Below are 16,031 nucleotides of genomic sequence, written 5' to 3'. Positions count from 1 at the left end.
GCTGTCAAAAACAAATCGTGTGAAAACAAATTAAAACTTTATATAGGGGGACACACATCATGAAAAAGCGTGTTTTATTATCTGTAGCTGCTGCAACAGCTCTTACTTTAGGAGTATCTTCTCTAGATGCACAAGCTGCAACAGTACAACCATCTAACATAAAGGTTCAAAATATTCAGCATTCAAAAGTGATGATGAAGCAAATGAGCCAACAAGAACTACAAGCATTCTTACAATCTATGGGAGTTGAATCATTAGCACAATGGCAACAAGGAAACTTCCAACCAAACTGCTTCATTCCTGGTCAACAACCTACTGAAAATGTTGTAACTGAGCAACCAACAGCTAAGCCAGAAACTCAAAAGCCTGCTGAGCAAAAACCTGCCGAGCAAAAGCCTGCTGAAGAAGTTCAAAAACCAGAAGCTCAAAAGCCTGCTGAAAACAACAATACGCAAAAACCTGCTGAGCAAAAGCCTGCTGAAGAAGCAAAATCTTTAAGCGAGTTCGAACAACGTGTTGTTGAATTAACAAACGCTGAGCGTGCAAAACAAGGTTTACCAGCACTAAAAATCGATACTGAATTAAGCAAAGTAGCACGTATTAAGTCTGAAGACATGCAAAAAAACAACTACTTTGATCATAACAGCCCTACATACGGATCTCCGTTTGATATGATGAAGAAATTTGGTATTTCTTATACATCTGCAGGTGAAAACATCGCTCAAGGCCAACGTACACCTGAAGAAGTGGTACAAGCTTGGATGAACAGCGCTGGACACCGTGCAAACATCTTAAATAACGGCTTCACTCACATCGGTGTTGGTTATGTAGAAAGCGGCAACTACTGGACACAACAATTTATTACAAAGTAAATAGATTAAAAGAGTCTTCTCATAATGAGAAGACTCTTTTTTAAGTTTCATAACTTTCTATTATGTATGAATAGAAAATATATAACATAAATAGCATAGATCCACAGCTTATTATACTAAGCAATACATAAAATCCCCACTCTAAGTTCAAAAACAATGAAAACAATATGCCACATGCCATCACTTGAAAAATCCGTCTACTTACTAAACGAATTTTTTGTAATTTAATTGGGTCTTTTTCTTTGCCTTTTATTTTCTTAAATTCTTTACTCAGCATAAAAAGAAACATACTAATCCCAATCGTTAATCCTGTTTGAAAGAATATCAAATCCCCAAAATTAATAAAGAGGATAAGCATATGAATAAACAACATAAATAACGTAATTTTCTTTATAAATCCGTCTATAATACCATGCTCTCTTTCATTAAACTTAAATATATTATGTGAAATAATATACAAAAATCCATATGAAAAAATAATAAAACAAGGAATAAATGCTACAACAACTTGTTTACTCATAAACTCGTTTGGCTCACCATTTACATTCCAATGTACTGCCATACGAGTTGGTAAATAGGGATAGAGACATAGAGTAACTAAAAGACAAGCGAAAAATATTCCAAGTACATACTTATATTTGATCAAGTGATTCTCACCTCTCTTTTCTCTTAACGGCTTCGCTCCTTTTAGAGAAATCCCTGCAAAAATCTACTTTTTTCAAATTAAAACTTATACTTTACGCATTTTCTTTTTGAAATTCTCTTATTTTATTATCTAACTTTGTAGGAAACGGCACATCAACTTCAATCGCTTCTTTCGTAATTGGATGCAAGAAATTTATCTTCATCGCATGCAATGCTTGACTGGACATATATTTTGTTTGTCCACCATATAATACATCCCCAACTAGTGGATTACCATTATGGCTCATATGAACACGAATTTGATGCGTTCTACCCGTTTCTAATTGTAACGTTACGAAAGTCGTGTTTTGCTTCTTAAAATACTTTTCTACTTTATAATATGTGATAGCTTGGTCACCTTTTGGAGAAATACGACGCCTTGTAGCATGATGGCGATCCCTTCCGATAGCAGCATCAATCGTTCCTTGTTTCTTCTTTACTTTCCCTTCAACGAGCGCTGCGTACGTCCTTTTAATTTTTCGTTCCATTAATAAACGATCCATAATTGCACCAGCAATTCTATGCTTAGCAAATACGACACCACCTGTCGTATCTTTATCTAAACGATGAATATGACGCACCTTCGTCTCTAAACCTTGCATTTGAAAATGAAAAGCAACAAGATTTGCAAGCGTCCCGGTTCCACCTTTTTCAGCAGGATGTGTGTCCATTTTCTCTGGTTTATTTACGATGAGTACGTGATCATCTTCGTATACTACATGTAATTCACCATATTCTGGATCTACACCGTACTCTTCCCCCGCAAACATATGAACTTGTAACTTATCGTTCTCTTTTAAAAGCTCATTCCATCTTCTTTGTTCCCCGTTAACCGTAACACCTTTTTCCATACGAAGCTGATGCAATAGCTTTTTCGGTATTTCCCATTCTACTTTTAATACGGATTCAATACTTATACCATTCCATTTAGCTGGAACGGTAATTTCACACCATTCGCCCTTTTTCTTTGTTTCCATACTGTTTATCACCTTATTTCTATTGATTCTCTCATTGTAACGGAAAACACACTTTGATGCACCGTCAAAAATAGAGGACAGTCTTATAATAGACTGCCCCTCAAGCTCTAAGCCTTTTCATTTCTAACAATACTTCTTCAGCTTTTTGTTCATACGATAAATCTTTAAAGAAATCCGCCAACCTTTTATAGTCATTGTAAGCATCTAATAAATCGTCCATCCTTTCTATTTTCATCACTTGTTGTTTTTGTTTCATTTTTACTGGATAACGATAACCTGATACTTCTTGTATTTTGTAATACTCATCCTCTACTTGAACGACCTTTACAAGTTCTTCCTCCTCTGCATCCATCGTATACCCGTCAAATTCTCTAAGTAGTTCATAAATGATATGAGTCCATTCATCTTTTGGATAAAATCCCTTTTCTAACCGATAACCGACAATGCGATACATATGCCCATCGTTTTCTGCAAACTGTACTGTATCATTTAACTTAAACTTAAAATAACGAAACATTGCCTTCACCTACTTGTATGTAATGTTCTTATCACATACTATTTGCAAAATGTAGGCCTTGCTATTCATAAAAAAATGCTCATCAATATGATGAGCATTTTTTACGATGATTTTTCTCGTTTTTTTCGAAATGGTAACCACCAATTCCAGTCTCCAAATAACTTCATTAAGCTTGGAACGAGCATAAGACGAATAATTGTTGCATCAAGAAATATTGCTAATGCAACGCCAAGCCCCATCTGCTTTACTGGTAAAATATCAGTAAATGCGAATGCACCAGTTACAACAATCATTATTAAAGCAGCTGATGTAATGATTCTACTTGTTGAAACGAGCCCTTCTAACGTTGCTTGATCATTATCGCCTGTTTCTTCATAGAGCTCATGAATACGTGAAATAAGAAATACTTCATAATCCATACTAAGCCCAAATACGAGACCAAAAATGAAGATTGGTAAGACAAACAGAACCGGACTCGCTTCTAAACCGAAATGACCACCTTCAAATAACCAAACAACAATTCCAATGGTTGCACTTAAACTAAGTATATTCATAATAATTGCCTTAATTGGAATGAGTATAGATCGGAATGCAAATAATAATATAACAAAGGTCGATCCAAATATAACAGACATACCAATTACGACTTTATCTTTAATTTCATCTTCTAATTCTTGTTGAAACGTCGTCATTCCGCCTAGATAATACGTAACATCCGTTTCTTTATAGTTCTTTTTAAAGTCACGCACCCACTGTTTTGCAGTCTCTGTACGTGGTTTTGTTTTCAAAAAGACTTCTATCGTCGTCTTATTCCCTTTCGTGTATGCTTCAAATACAGGAGTTAGTTTTGCAGCTTCTGGCGACTGCAATATTCCAGCAACTTGATCTGCTTTCATTCCAATTAACCCGTCGTATAAACTTCTTACTTCATGTACTTTCTTATCATCTTTTAACTTTTGAACGACTTCTTCTATCTTTTGTAGACTTTCTTTTTCTTTCATATCTTTTTTCGTCTCTACAACTAACGTAACATCAGCGTGTGTTTTGACAGTTTTATTAAATGCTTCTTCATACTTTTCATATGCAATCCTTGTATCACTCTTTTCAGGTAAAGCTTCAACACTAGGGAACTGCAAATTAGCTGTACGTAACGGTAATAAGCAAATAACAATAAATGTTGTAACAACAACAATCATTGCAATTGGATGTTTCATCACAAATTGTGCAAATTTACGCCATGCTTTTGCCGGCGTATGTGCTACTTGATTCTTTTTTAATATTCTTTTACCTATTAACGATAATAGCGCTGGAAGAAGTGTGAGTGAGAATAAAATACTCATAATCACAACAATCATTCCGCTAATTGCGACAGATTGAATATAATCTATCTTAAAGAAAAACAAACCGGATAACCCAACAAATACGCATAATCCTGAAAATACAATTGCACGTCCTGCCGTCTGATATGTAATTGCTATCGCTTCTTTTACCGTTCGTTTAGCAACTTCCTCTCGAAAACGGTTCACAAATAATAGCGCAAAATCAATAGATAGTGCAAGTCCAATCATCGGTGCAACGTTTAACACGAAAATAGATAGCTCTTTATCCACACCGATGAAATACAATATACCCATCGTGCTAATAACACTAAGCGCCCCATTCAAAATCGGTAAAATTGATGCCAAAAGGCTACCAAACGAAAATAGTAATACAAGAAACGCAATTGGTAATCCAATCATTTCTGCTACTTTTAAATCATTTTGCGTTCTTTCATTAATCTCTTGATTAATTTTTGGAAATCCTGTAGGTGTTACTTTTAATGCTGCATTACTTTCTTTCTCAATCTCATCAGCAAATTGTAAAGTCTTTTCCATTCTTTCTTTATTTGTTTTCCCGGAAAATAAAATTGTCGCATAACCGATATCATCTTGTAACATTTCTTTATTTTGCATTGGGTGATGGAAAGATTCATAGTTCTCTTTCTCTTGAACATTCTTTACAATTTCATCTATTCGCTTTTTAAATTCCTCATGTGAAGCATCTTTATTTTTCTCAAAAACGAGTAGCAGCGTATCTTGAGATTTCTTAAAATCTTTATCTAAAATTTCTTTTGTTTTTTGATAGTCTCCTTCCGTTTGGAAACCGTCACCACCTAATACTCCCGGTAGCTTTGGAGCAAAAATCCCAAGTGCGATTGCAAGCAACAGTAACGCTACAATTACTGTATAACGAAATTGATACAAAAAAGCTCCTAACTTCCCCCACTTATCAACTTTATGAACATTTGTCTTCACACATTTTCACCTACTTTAAATAATTCAATTGTCACTTATACTGTATCATATCTTTATACAAACAAAAAACGCCTAGGAACACTATAATGATAGTTTTTCCAGGCGTTTTTTCTATCTCTCTTTATTAAGTCCCAATCTCTCAGTAAGTAAACGATGGTAGTAAATCGCGATAATTAACAAAATACCACCTACGCAATAACCAGCTAAAATATCAGTTGGGTAATGTACATTTAAAATGATTCTACTTAATCCAATCGATAAGATTACTATCCCCATCAAAATCGTTATGACACATTTCCCAGCTACGCTTTTCAAATTAGCCGCAATGATATAAGCAAGAAATCCAAATGTCATAATCGATAGCATTGCATGTCCACTAGGAAAACTATATCCAAGTGCATCTAGCGCTTCATTTAATGACGGACGTTCTCTCTTTACAATCTCTTTTATCCCTTTATTCACAAGATGTGTTATTAAAATTCCCATTGGATACACAATCATCGCAGCATAATAACGCTTCTTCCAAAAAACAAGCAAACTTATCACGAGCGTAGCGACTATCCCAATTGCTGATCCCAATTTTGTAAAGTACGAGAAAAATGTAAGGGAACTTTCCGTTTGTAGCCCTTTTACTAATCCGCGGACATATGTATCCATCACTGTAACGCCACCTGCATGTACGCGCCAAGCAACAATACTAAATACAGCAAATAATAAACCGATACACATTACCTCATACTGATGTAACTTCTTCTTCAAACGATTTCCTCCTACTATGAAAAAATGCGATTTCTACTTTAGAAACCGCATTTTCTTACTTATTTACCTTTTGTTTTTAGCTCTGTCCAGTAACGATCATAGTCTTTTAACTTATCGTCTACATCAACAAGCCATTCTGTACGATCTAACTCTTGTTTCGTTAAGAAAATCATGTGATTATCACGGTATTCTTTACTATGAAGAGGATGAGCTTTTTCATTTGGATTACTGTAACCAATTGACTCGTAGTTTTTCACACTTACTTTTTCATCAAGTAAGTAGTTCATAAACTTCTCAGCAAGCTCTTTATGTTTTGCACCTTTTGGAATTGCTAACGTATCAGCCCAAATTGTGCCACCTTCTTTTGGTACAACGTATTCTACATCTTTATTATCTTTTGCGATAAATGCTGCATCTCCAGACCAAACTGTTCCGATCCAAGCATCTTCTGTAATGAATTTTTGTTTAATGTTATCTGTATCAAATGCTAATAAGTTTGGAAGCAGTTTCTTTAAATCATCTGCTGCTGTCTTTAACTCCGCATCTTCTTTCGTGCTGTTTGAGAACCCGTGCTTCTTAAGACCCACTCCTAATACTTCACGAGAATCGTTTAGTAACGTTACATGTCCTTTATATTTCTCATTCCATAAGTCAGCCCAGCTCGTAGGTGCTTCTTTCACATACTTTTTATTGTATGCAATCCCTGTTACACCCCAAGTGTATACTAAAGAATATTTATTCTCTGGATCAAACGCAGGTGTTTTGAAATTAGAAACCATGTTCTCGATATTTGGGATATTCTTTTTATCTAATGGCGCTAATAAATCCATTTTTGCCATTGTTTTAACCATGTAATCAGATGGCTGAATTAAATCATACTTTGCGCCACCAGCTTGTAATTTCGCAAGCATTTCTTCGTTACTTGCGTACTTATCATAGTTAATTTTCACATTATATTTCTTTTCAAAATCTCTTAGCACTTGCTCATCAAAATTGTCAGCCCAGCTATAAATATTTAATTCTTCTTTCTTTTCACCACAACCAGCAAGTACACCAGCAACAAGGCTAAAGCTAATTGCTGCGCCAGCTATTCTTTTCATTAATTTCATCGGTTTATTACCTCCTCATACTTTCTATATCGTTCGTATTATAAAGGAAGGTGTCCTCCAGAGTTTTCTTCACCATCTGCACCTTTGTTACGGAAGATTTCAGATAGAACCATTAATCCTACGATAGCAACAATTAAAATTGTAGAAAGAGCATTAATTTCTGGTGATACTCCGCGCTTAACCATACTGTAAATGTATAATGGCAATGTTGTTGATCCTGGTCCTGATACGAAGAAACTAATTACAAAATCATCAATTGATAATGTGAATGTTAATAATGCTGCTGAAATAACTCCCGGTGCAATTGCTGGGAACGTTACAAAACGAAACGTTTGCCAAGGCGTTGCTCCTAAATCATTTGCAGCTTCTTCTAAGTCACGTCCCATACTTGAAAGACGCGCAGCTAAAATAACAACAACAAACGAAATACTAAATGTAATATGTGCAATAATAATCGTTGTTTGTCCAAGTTCCATTCCTAGCTGACTGAAAAGAATTAGTAAAGATAATCCCATTAAAATATCAGGAATTAAAATTGGTAAATATACAAGGCCATTAATAGCCCCTTCGAAACGATATTTATAACGATGTAAAGCAATCGCAAAGAATACACCAAGTACCGTTGTCACAATCGTTGTTATAACTGCAATCGTAATACTATTTACAAATGCATCAATAACATCTTGTTTTTGAAATAAATCTGTATACCAATGGAATGTAAAACCTTCCCACTCCGCATTAATGCGAGAGTCGTTGAAAGAATAGACCATTAAAACCATCATTGGAAAATACAAGAATAACAAAATTAACCAAGAATAAGAAACTAAAAACTTCTTCATCTTTGCCTATTCCCCTCCGTTCTCATTATATTTATATACTTTCGTTGCACGATAATATAAGTAAATTAACAGAACAGAGAATAGAACAACGATAATCGATAACGCAGATCCAAACGGCCAGTCACGTGCACCTAAGAATTGGTTTTGAATAACGTTTCCGATTAATGCTACTTTCGATCCGCCCATCACGTCTGATACAACAAACATTCCGATAGAAGAAACGAATACTAAAATAGAACCAGTCGCAATTCCTGACATTGTCATCGGCACTGTTATATTCCAAAATGCCTTTATTGGTGTTGCTCCTAAATCATAAGCCGCTTCTAGCTTACGCTTATCCAGCTGCTCAATTGCTGCATACACTGGTAAAATCATAAATGGTAATAAAGAATAGACCATTCCGAGTATTACAGAAGGCGTATTATATAATAAATTTAACGGTTCACTAATAATGCCAAGTTTTAATAACAACGTATTCACAAGACCTTGTGAACGTAAAATAACAATCCATGCGTATGAACGAACAAGAAAGTTAATCCAAAACGGGATCGTTGCCAATAATAAAAGAATAGAACGATATTTGCGGTCAACAATTGTAATTGTATACGCAAATGGATAACCAATTAATAAACATATTACTGTCGTAATAACTGCGATTTTAACAGTTTCCCATAACGTTCCTAAGTACAATGGATCAAACACACGGGATATATTCTCCAGCGTAAATTGCATTTCTACTGTCCCGTAAGCTCCGCGCTGCATGAAGGCGAATCCTAATACGAATACGAGCGGGATTAGGAAGAAAATTAACAGCCACGCGACTGTAGGTAGTGCGAGTAATTTCCCTTTTTTCAATTTAAGGTCACCTCGTCCTCTTGCTCCCAGCCTACATATACATTATCTCCAATGCTCCACTGCGCTGCCTCTTCAGCAGTTTGATATGCCATTAGTAATTCTGATGTTTTCTCATCACGTACATAAAGCTTCTCCATATTTCCGACAAACTCGATATCTTCAATATGTCCAAGATGGTATTCTTTTAAAATTGGTTCTTCAACCGAACGCACTTTCACATTTTCAGGGCGAATTGCTACATAGCCTTCCCCATTTTTCACAATATTATTTTCACCGATGAATGTCGCAACGAACAATGTTTTCGGCTTATTATAAATTTCTTTCGGCGTTCCAATTTGTTCGATATGTCCTTTATTCATAACGACGATACGATCGCTCATGCTCATTGCTTCTTCTTGATCGTGCGTTACGTATATGAACGTAATTCCTAAATTACGTTGTAAGTTTTTCAATTCACGTTGCAAGTCTTTTCGTAACTTAAAGTCAAGCGCTCCAAGTGGCTCATCTAATAGTAATACACGCGGATTATTTACAATCGCTCTTGCAATTGCAACACGCTGCTGTTGTCCACCAGAAAGCTTCGCAGGTTTACGATTACGGAACTCAAGTAACTGCGTTAAACGCATTGCCTCTTCAGCACGCTCTTTCTGCTCTGCTGCTGATACTTTCTGCATTTTCATACCAAAACAAATATTCTTCTCTACTGTCATATGTGGGAATAGTGCGTAATGTTGGAACACTAGGTTCATATGACGCTTATATGGCGGCAAATCGTTAATTCTTTCATCATCTAATAAAAGATTCCCTTTAGTTGGAGTTTCAAATCCTGCGATCATACGAAGTAAAGTCGTTTTCCCGCAGCCACTCGGCCCTAAAATTGTTAAAAACTCTCCCTCTTTAATATCTAAAGAAAGAGGTGGGATAATCACTTGATTTCCAAAATGTTTTTCAACTGCTTCAACTTTAATAATCTTTTTCATTTTCCCGTCCTATCTACCTTAAATTTTAATTTTTATATTCATGAATAAATATTTATGTTCTATAGACTATTTTTTGTTTCGATCCAAACAAAAATGGTTATTTAGCAAGCGTTCGTTTCTATTCTTTATGTAGTATGTTTGATTCATTTTCGCATGATACATAACGTCGAACAGAAAAACCCCTTCCATTGCGAAGGGGCTATTATCATACGGCTACGCCTACTGATAAACACCATCATCATTTTAACAACTTTCGTATGAATTTTAAAGCACTTTTTGTAGAAGAGTAACGAATTTTCATGTCGAATGCTGTAGATTGGGCTAAAATGCTTTTATAATGTGAAAAAGTCCGAAAACTTTCTTCCCCATGATAACCCCCTAATCCACTACTTCCAACACCCCCAAAAGGTAAATATGGCGTAGCAAGATGGTAGACAACATCATTAATACAGCCTCCACCATATGAAATATTACTCGTCACTTTCTTTTGTACTTCTTTATCTTCCGAAAATACATATAACGCTAACGGCTTCGGATGTTGCTGGATTGTGCCAATTACCTCTTCTATATTGTCGTACTCTATGATTGGTAAAATCGGACCAAAAATTTCATCTTCCATAACAGCATCTTGCCATGTAATATCCGCTAGTACTGTCGGTTCAATATGTAATGTATCTTTCTTATAGTTTCCACCAATTACGACTTGACCATCTTGTAAAAATCGACATAAGCGTTCAAAATGACGCTCACTTACAATACGCACGTAATTTTCATTTTGCAAAGGTTCTTTACTATACTGCTCTATAATTTCATGTCGCAGTGCCTCAACTAGCTTTTCTTTCACGGAAGAATGCACGTACATATAATCAGGCGCTACACATGTCTGCCCTGCATTTAAAAACTTACCCCAAACAATTCTTCTTGCTGTCACCTCTATCTTTGCATCTTTATGTACAATACAAGGACTTTTCCCGCCAAGTTCTAAAGTGAGCGGCGTCAACTGTTTCGCTGCTGCTTCCATTACAACTTTTCCAACGCCAACACTACCAGTAAAGAAAATATAATCAAACGGTTCCCTCAGCAAAGATGTACTCTCTTCAACGCCGCCTTCTACTACCGCTACAAGCTCTTCTGGGAATAATTCATCTAACATTCTCTTAAGCACTTTTGAAACGCTTGGCGTTAACTCTGACGGCTTTAAAACGATTGTATTTCCAGCTGCCAGTGCTCCTACAAGTGGTGCAATTGCTAATTGAAAAGGATAGTTCCACGGTGCAATAATAAGCGTCACACCATACGGTTCTGGCACTACTTTTCCTTTTGATCCAAAATGAGTGAGTGCCGTTCGAACTCGCTTCGGTTTACTCCACGATGACATATGTTTCAATTGAAAGGAAATTTCTTTTAATACATATCCAACTTCCGTTGTAAACGACTCGTGAACTGACTTATTTAAATCTAATTTCAACGCCTGAAATATTTCTTCTTCAAAATGCTGAATGCCTTCATAAAGCTTCTTCAAATTATTCTTTCTTATTTCGATGCTTCTCGTATGCCCTTTTAAAAAATATCCCTTTTGCCTACCTACAATAGAGGAAATACTCATTCACTCACCTTCTCCCACTATTTTTATCCAATTCTTTCATTATTTATATAGACTTCATATATAACAAATTTCTATTCTTAAAGTTACATTATATATGACTTTTTCAGCTATATAAAATTCATTGCTCACAAAAAAACTACCGAAAGAAAATCTCTCGGTAGTTTTACTGTATTAACGATATAAACGAACAGCACCTGCAGAATTATCATCAGCTTGTCCTACTACTTCAAACTTCAGACCAAGCTTCGGTAAAATACGTCCTGCATCTGGAATCTGTTGGTTAATATACGTTTTCGAATCATCAAACTTCGCTACACCCGCTAAGCCATCATACGTAAATGTTCCACGCGTTGGAGATACAACTTTCCAAGCTGGCGTTTTGTCGAATGAGAACGCAGCATCAGCGATTTGGAATCGTGTACTGCTCTTAACTGTTGGTTTACCATTTAAAGTACCAACAATTGCTTCTGGATGAGAATCAACAACACCAAGGAAACCGTGTCCTGGATGTACACCAACCCAGTTATCTGTATAAGCTGAATCTGCATACCATACAACCATACCAGTGTTAAATACTGGACCGCGAGCAAATTTCAACGCGTTATCTGCCCCAGCATAGTTTCTCCACTCAACATAGTAGTTATGTTTTTTCTTTTCTGTTCCGTTAGATACAACGAAACCATCTAATTTTAATTGTGGTGTACCTTCTGCATCATCAGAGAATACTACTTTACCATCTACTGTTAATGAAGCATTATCAAGAGCGAATCCATTTAATGCTAAACCACCATCAGTAATGTAATCAAATGTTAATTTTACTTTCTTGCCTTTGAATTGACTTAAATCATATGATTTGTCAATCCATTTTCCATTTGTCGAATCTGCATTTCCACTAGTTGCTTTCTCGCCAAGTCTTTCAATTAACGTTTGTTTACCATCTTCTGTTACAGCGTGTACTTCAAGGAAATCATAACCTGCTTCAATCTCATATAATGACTTGAAATCAAATTTTGCATTCGTTGCATTCGTTAAATCGAACAACGGTGTTTCCATCTTCGTATGAAGATCGTCACCTTTTGTGCTGTAATAATATTGTTTACCAAATGCTGGCTCAATTGTTTTAACATCTTTATCTGGTAAGTTAACACGGATCATACCTGGTCGATCTGATTTCGTAACACTTTGATCCAAATATGTCGCTAGACCGATACCTTTATTTAATTTCTCGTAATCTACTTCTACGATATTTGCCCAGTTACCACCAATTGTTTTTTGGAAAAACTCTTTATTTTGTGGTGAGAAACTCGTTGGCGTCGTTCCTGCGATTTTACCAGCCCAGCTTCCGCCACTCATAATAGACCAAGCTTCAATCGGCTCACCTTGACCACTATATTGTGTATCGTACTCATCTGGAAGACCTAAATCGTGACCATATTCATGTGCGAATACACCAACCGCTCCATCTTCTGGTTCAATTGTGTAGTCGAATGCTGCCATCTTTCCGCCCCAATATGGAACTTTCGCTTGTGTACCTTCAATTGGGAATGGCTTTGGTCCAACTGTCCAACGGTGCGACCAAATTGCATCATCGCCTAATTTACCACCGCCTGCTTCTTGTCCAACACCCGCATGAATAATCATTAAGTGATCGATTAAACCATCTGGTTGATTTTTATTTCCATCACCATTTACATCGTATTGATCAAATTGATCGAACTCTGATAAATCAATACCACTATCTACAGCTGCTTTTAATGCATCTTTTACTAAATCACGTGGTCCTTTTGGTCCTTTATTATCATGACCTGTCGCACCATCTGCACCGTAATCAGCAGCTTTACCAGGAACTGTTAACCATTTTGTAACTGTTCCGTCTACTGTATAACTACCGCCAGATTGCTCTTCGTAATATTGTTTAAACGTTTCGATTTTGCTACCATCCTCTAATGCGAATGGCTCATTACCGAATAACATTTTTTCATAATGTTCTTTATTAAAATCGTTAGAATACATATATCCAGGCTCTTTGTCGATATTATTATGTTTAAAGTCAGCGTACTCTACAAGTAAAACGAGTACTTTGTCTTTACGAACTTCACCGTTATAGTCTTTTTGTTTTGCTGGAGAAGTTGGCACTTTACCATTTAGTCCGCCTTTAACTGGGCCTGACGCTGCAGGTGCCCCTGTTGCTGGTTCATTTAATTTTTCTTTCGTGTCTGCTTTCGCATCTTTTACTTTCTTTAAAAAGTCGGATGCATCTTTCGTAAGCTGGTCCCCATTTGCTGCTTCTTTTCCAGGATTTTCACCCTTTTTGTTCTCTACATACTTTTCGACTGCTTTCTTTGTTTCTGTCTCTGAAGCCTTCGAATCAATTACCCCACGTTTTTTTAGCGCATCTGCTAAACGTTCTTCCGGAATTAAATGATCATCAACTGGGCTCGTAGCTGTTTTATTCACAGGCGTTTCAGCATATGCAGATTGAGTGCCAGCTCCGAATGAAAGGCCTAATACAGCTGTCAAAGCGATTGATGACAAAACTTTGAACGGTTTCTTGTTCATCCCATATTTCCTCCCCTAATAAATAATATGTATTACAAATTTAATTTTATTAAAAATTCGATATTTTTTCAATATTTAGTCACATCATGTAATGTTTTTAATATATTTGTAAAAATTTCATAGTTAGCATACGAATATATCACAATTCAACAATGTTTTCTGAAAATATTGAAAGTTTTTATCGAACAATTTATAATTTCCATAGAGGGAGTTTAATGGGGATTTTATCTTTGTTTCATCTACACAATATTTGATAATTCACTATATAAAACACAAAATCCGATTGCATTATCATGTATTTTGTAGCAGCAATTATGACCGATAATTAGGGAGGAATTACATTTGTACAAAGATAAGACAGACGCACTGGATCAAGAATGGATTGATTTAATACTTGAAGCTCTAGATGCTGGTATCGCCATGCAAGACATCGAGCAATTTTTCCAACGTATGAAGCCATCCAGTCAGGCTCAATAGGTTTGTTCTTTTTAACGAAGTTTATGTTATAATAATGACATCATAAGACAACTACATATTGATAGAAAGGTGCGCAAATATGATTGGAGAACGTATAAAACGCCTTCGTTTACAAAAAGGGATTTCATTAACTGAACTTGCCGAAAAAGCTGGCGTTGCTAAATCTTACATTAGTTCTATAGAACGAAATTTACAAAAAAACCCTTCCATTCAGTTTCTTGAAAAGATCGCAGCAGTTCTACAAATTCCAGTTGATACTTTACTTCATGATGAAAAAACAAAGGAAACTAACCTAGACTCCGAATGGACACAACTCGTTAAAGATGCAATGAACTCCGGTGTCTCCAAAGAACAATTTCGTGAATTTCTTGAATTTACAAAGTGGAAGCAAAATCAAAAATAATAATAGAAAGAAGTGCGTACAACCAGCACTTCTTTTTCTTTATAAAAAAAAGCGGGGGATACCCGCCTTTTTTTATTATCTTTCTTCCCCAGCTTCTTGGTTAGCATTGAATGTCCATTCTAAATTCAATGTATCACCTTGGAAGATATTTTGGTCTTTTCCATTATCTACAAATTCAAATTGTACCCATAGATAGTCCTCTGTACCAGCTTCTAATCCACCTTTTTCTCCCCACTCAGGAGCGAAGATATCTTTAGCTAAAAGATCTGGATCAGCTTTTTGTAAGTCTGCTAAAGTTGTTTCGTATACAGGCTCACTTTGTTTATCCCAGTTCCAAAGGAATTTTACTTTAACGTGCTTACCAAAGTCTTCACCAGCATTATCACCTTTTGCATCTTTAACAGTATACTTTGTTGCTAATTTAACGTCTTTAATAGTTAAAGAACCGCTGTTTTGTAATAAGAACTCTTTCTTAACAGAATCCCCTGGTTTTAAATCTTTAATATCTACAAGCGTCTTAGGGTTTAATGTAAGATCTAACGTCCCAGCTGCAAATGTATTGTTTGATACTTCTTTATCGCTAAAGAATGCAAATGTTCCTCCACCAATTAAAGATAACCCCAATGCCGCTGATGCAACTCCCATACCTAATTTCTTTTTCAGACTCACAATCAATTCCCCCTAGCTGTTTTTTATATTTTTATCACTTATTTTTCAATAAGTGATTTAAAGAAAACTATATTAGCTTAGCTAATATGTGTTCTTTTTTAAAAACCTTACGTTCATTATAACGAACAATTCTATATAAACACAACACAAATTTATTAATATTTTCAGTTATTTTTATTTCTCAATATTATTTAGATTTTTCAGAAAATAAAACGTGATACTTTATACTAATTTATAACTTTTTTCACACTCAAATGCATTTAAAAAAGAAAAACAAAGAGGTGAGGGCTAACGTTCCCTCACACTCATATAAATATTACTAGTTTTGCTTATTCGTTCATTATCTCTTGCACCACATTCTTGTTTTCCAGCTGTTTCACTAAAGCAGTTACTCCGCTTTTTTCTGTTCTTCTGCTTTCTTCTGTTCTTCT

General features: G+C 35.7%; 15 protein-coding genes. 3 read left to right on the top strand and 12 right to left on the bottom strand.

What is annotated here, in order from left to right; genetic code table 11:
- Window positions 1–59 precede the first annotated feature (59 nt).
- Complete coding sequence (locus tag RT27_RS10535) at window positions 60–872, top strand: CAP domain-containing protein (protein ID WP_000747577.1); 813 nt, start codon at window positions 60–62, stop codon at window positions 870–872.
- Window positions 873–912: 40 nt separating this feature from the next.
- On the opposite strand, the gene RT27_RS10530 is transcribed toward RT27_RS10535, so the two are convergent.
- From RT27_RS10530 to inhA1, 11 genes are all read right to left on the bottom strand, one after another.
- On the bottom strand, window positions 913–1,518 hold the full coding sequence (locus RT27_RS10530) for a DUF1648 domain-containing protein (RefSeq protein WP_043936068.1): 606 nt from the start codon (window positions 1,516–1,518) through the stop codon (window positions 913–915).
- Window positions 1,519–1,609: 91 nt separating this feature from the next.
- A complete protein-coding gene (locus RT27_RS10525; protein ID WP_043936066.1) occupies window positions 1,610–2,533 on the bottom strand; it encodes an RluA family pseudouridine synthase in 924 nt (307 codons plus the stop codon).
- Between the two features lie 100 nt (window positions 2,534–2,633).
- The gene (locus RT27_RS10520; RefSeq protein ID WP_000490302.1) at window positions 2,634–3,050 is read right to left on the bottom strand and encodes a hypothetical protein; all 417 of its coding nucleotides are present in this window, start codon (window positions 3,048–3,050) and stop codon (window positions 2,634–2,636) included.
- Between the two features lie 101 nt (window positions 3,051–3,151).
- On the bottom strand, window positions 3,152–5,344 hold the full coding sequence (locus RT27_RS10515; RefSeq protein ID WP_043936064.1) for an MMPL family transporter: 2,193 nt from the start codon (window positions 5,342–5,344) through the stop codon (window positions 3,152–3,154).
- A gap of 111 nt (window positions 5,345–5,455) precedes the next feature.
- The gene (locus RT27_RS10510; RefSeq protein WP_043936062.1) at window positions 5,456–6,103 is read right to left on the bottom strand and encodes a phosphatase PAP2 family protein; all 648 of its coding nucleotides are present in this window, start codon (window positions 6,101–6,103) and stop codon (window positions 5,456–5,458) included.
- Between the two features lie 59 nt (window positions 6,104–6,162).
- Window positions 6,163–7,212, bottom strand: coding sequence for a spermidine/putrescine ABC transporter substrate-binding protein PotD (gene potD, locus RT27_RS10505; protein WP_043936060.1), 1,050 nt, complete (start codon window positions 7,210–7,212; stop codon window positions 6,163–6,165).
- 38 nt (window positions 7,213–7,250) lie between these two features.
- Window positions 7,251–8,051 carry a spermidine/putrescine ABC transporter permease PotC gene (gene potC / locus RT27_RS10500; RefSeq protein WP_000714190.1) on the bottom strand — a complete coding sequence of 267 codons (801 nt, stop codon included), beginning with the start codon at window positions 8,049–8,051 and terminating at the stop codon, window positions 7,251–7,253.
- Window positions 8,052–8,057: 6 nt separating this feature from the next.
- Entirely contained in the window at window positions 8,058–8,906 is an 849-nt protein-coding gene (gene potB / locus RT27_RS10495) for a spermidine/putrescine ABC transporter permease PotB (protein ID WP_000715500.1), read from the bottom strand.
- Entirely contained in the window at window positions 8,903–9,886 is a 984-nt protein-coding gene (gene potA, locus RT27_RS10490) for a spermidine/putrescine ABC transporter ATP-binding protein PotA (RefSeq protein WP_000720333.1), read from the bottom strand. The genes potB and potA overlap by 4 nt, the downstream gene beginning before the upstream one ends.
- 238 nt (window positions 9,887–10,124) lie before the next feature.
- Complete coding sequence (locus RT27_RS10485; protein ID WP_043936059.1) at window positions 10,125–11,492, bottom strand: aldehyde dehydrogenase; 1,368 nt, start codon at window positions 11,490–11,492, stop codon at window positions 10,125–10,127.
- 171 nt (window positions 11,493–11,663) lie between these two features.
- Window positions 11,664–14,051, bottom strand: coding sequence for a M6 family metalloprotease immune inhibitor InhA1 (inhA1, locus tag RT27_RS10480; protein ID WP_043936058.1), 2,388 nt, complete (start codon window positions 14,049–14,051; stop codon window positions 11,664–11,666).
- Between the two features lie 342 nt (window positions 14,052–14,393).
- Between inhA1 and RT27_RS10475 the strand changes: the two genes are divergently transcribed.
- Together RT27_RS10475 and RT27_RS10470 are read left to right on the top strand one after the other, a co-directional pair.
- On the top strand, window positions 14,394–14,528 hold the full coding sequence (locus RT27_RS10475) for an anti-repressor SinI family protein (protein ID WP_000276219.1): 135 nt from the start codon (window positions 14,394–14,396) through the stop codon (window positions 14,526–14,528).
- A 79-nt stretch (window positions 14,529–14,607) separates the two neighbouring features.
- Window positions 14,608–14,931 (top strand): helix-turn-helix domain-containing protein, encoded by a 324-nt coding sequence (locus RT27_RS10470; RefSeq protein ID WP_000578866.1) that lies wholly within the window; start codon window positions 14,608–14,610, stop codon window positions 14,929–14,931.
- Between the two features lie 75 nt (window positions 14,932–15,006).
- Here RT27_RS10470 and calY read toward each other — a convergent pair whose 3' ends face one another.
- On the bottom strand, window positions 15,007–15,600 hold the full coding sequence (gene calY / locus RT27_RS10465) for a biofilm matrix protein CalY (protein WP_016082403.1): 594 nt from the start codon (window positions 15,598–15,600) through the stop codon (window positions 15,007–15,009).
- Window positions 15,601–16,031: the final 431 nt, after the last annotated feature.

The organism is Bacillus sp. L_1B0_5 (assembly GCF_000836715.1).
GTDB classification, from domain to species: domain Bacteria; phylum Bacillota; class Bacilli; order Bacillales; family Bacillaceae_G; genus Bacillus_A; species Bacillus_A thuringiensis_S.
Note: the sequence above shows the minus strand (reverse complement) of the source record. Positions and strands in the feature narration are given on the sequence as shown.

What these genes read in the sequence shown, in the direction of transcription:
- RT27_RS10535 (WP_000747577.1), top strand. Translation starts at nt 60, where the DNA reads ATGAAAAAGCGTGTTTTATTATCTGTAGCTGCTGCAACAGCTCTTACT.
- RT27_RS10525 (WP_043936066.1), bottom strand. Translation starts at nt 2,533, where the DNA reads ATGGAAACAAAGAAAAAGGGCGAATGGTGTGAAATTACCGTTCCAGCT.
- RT27_RS10520 (WP_000490302.1), bottom strand. Translation starts at nt 3,050, where the DNA reads ATGTTTCGTTATTTTAAGTTTAAGTTAAATGATACAGTACAGTTTGCA.
- potD (WP_043936060.1), bottom strand. Translation starts at nt 7,212, where the DNA reads ATGAAATTAATGAAAAGAATAGCTGGCGCAGCAATTAGCTTTAGCCTT.
- potC (WP_000714190.1), bottom strand. Translation starts at nt 8,051, where the DNA reads ATGAAGAAGTTTTTAGTTTCTTATTCTTGGTTAATTTTGTTATTCTTG.
- potA (WP_000720333.1), bottom strand. Translation starts at nt 9,886, where the DNA reads ATGAAAAAGATTATTAAAGTTGAAGCAGTTGAAAAACATTTTGGAAAT.
- RT27_RS10485 (WP_043936059.1), bottom strand. Translation starts at nt 11,492, where the DNA reads ATGAGTATTTCCTCTATTGTAGGTAGGCAAAAGGGATATTTTTTAAAA.
- inhA1 (WP_043936058.1), bottom strand. Translation starts at nt 14,051, where the DNA reads ATGAACAAGAAACCGTTCAAAGTTTTGTCATCAATCGCTTTGACAGCT.
- RT27_RS10470 (WP_000578866.1), top strand. Translation starts at nt 14,608, where the DNA reads ATGATTGGAGAACGTATAAAACGCCTTCGTTTACAAAAAGGGATTTCA.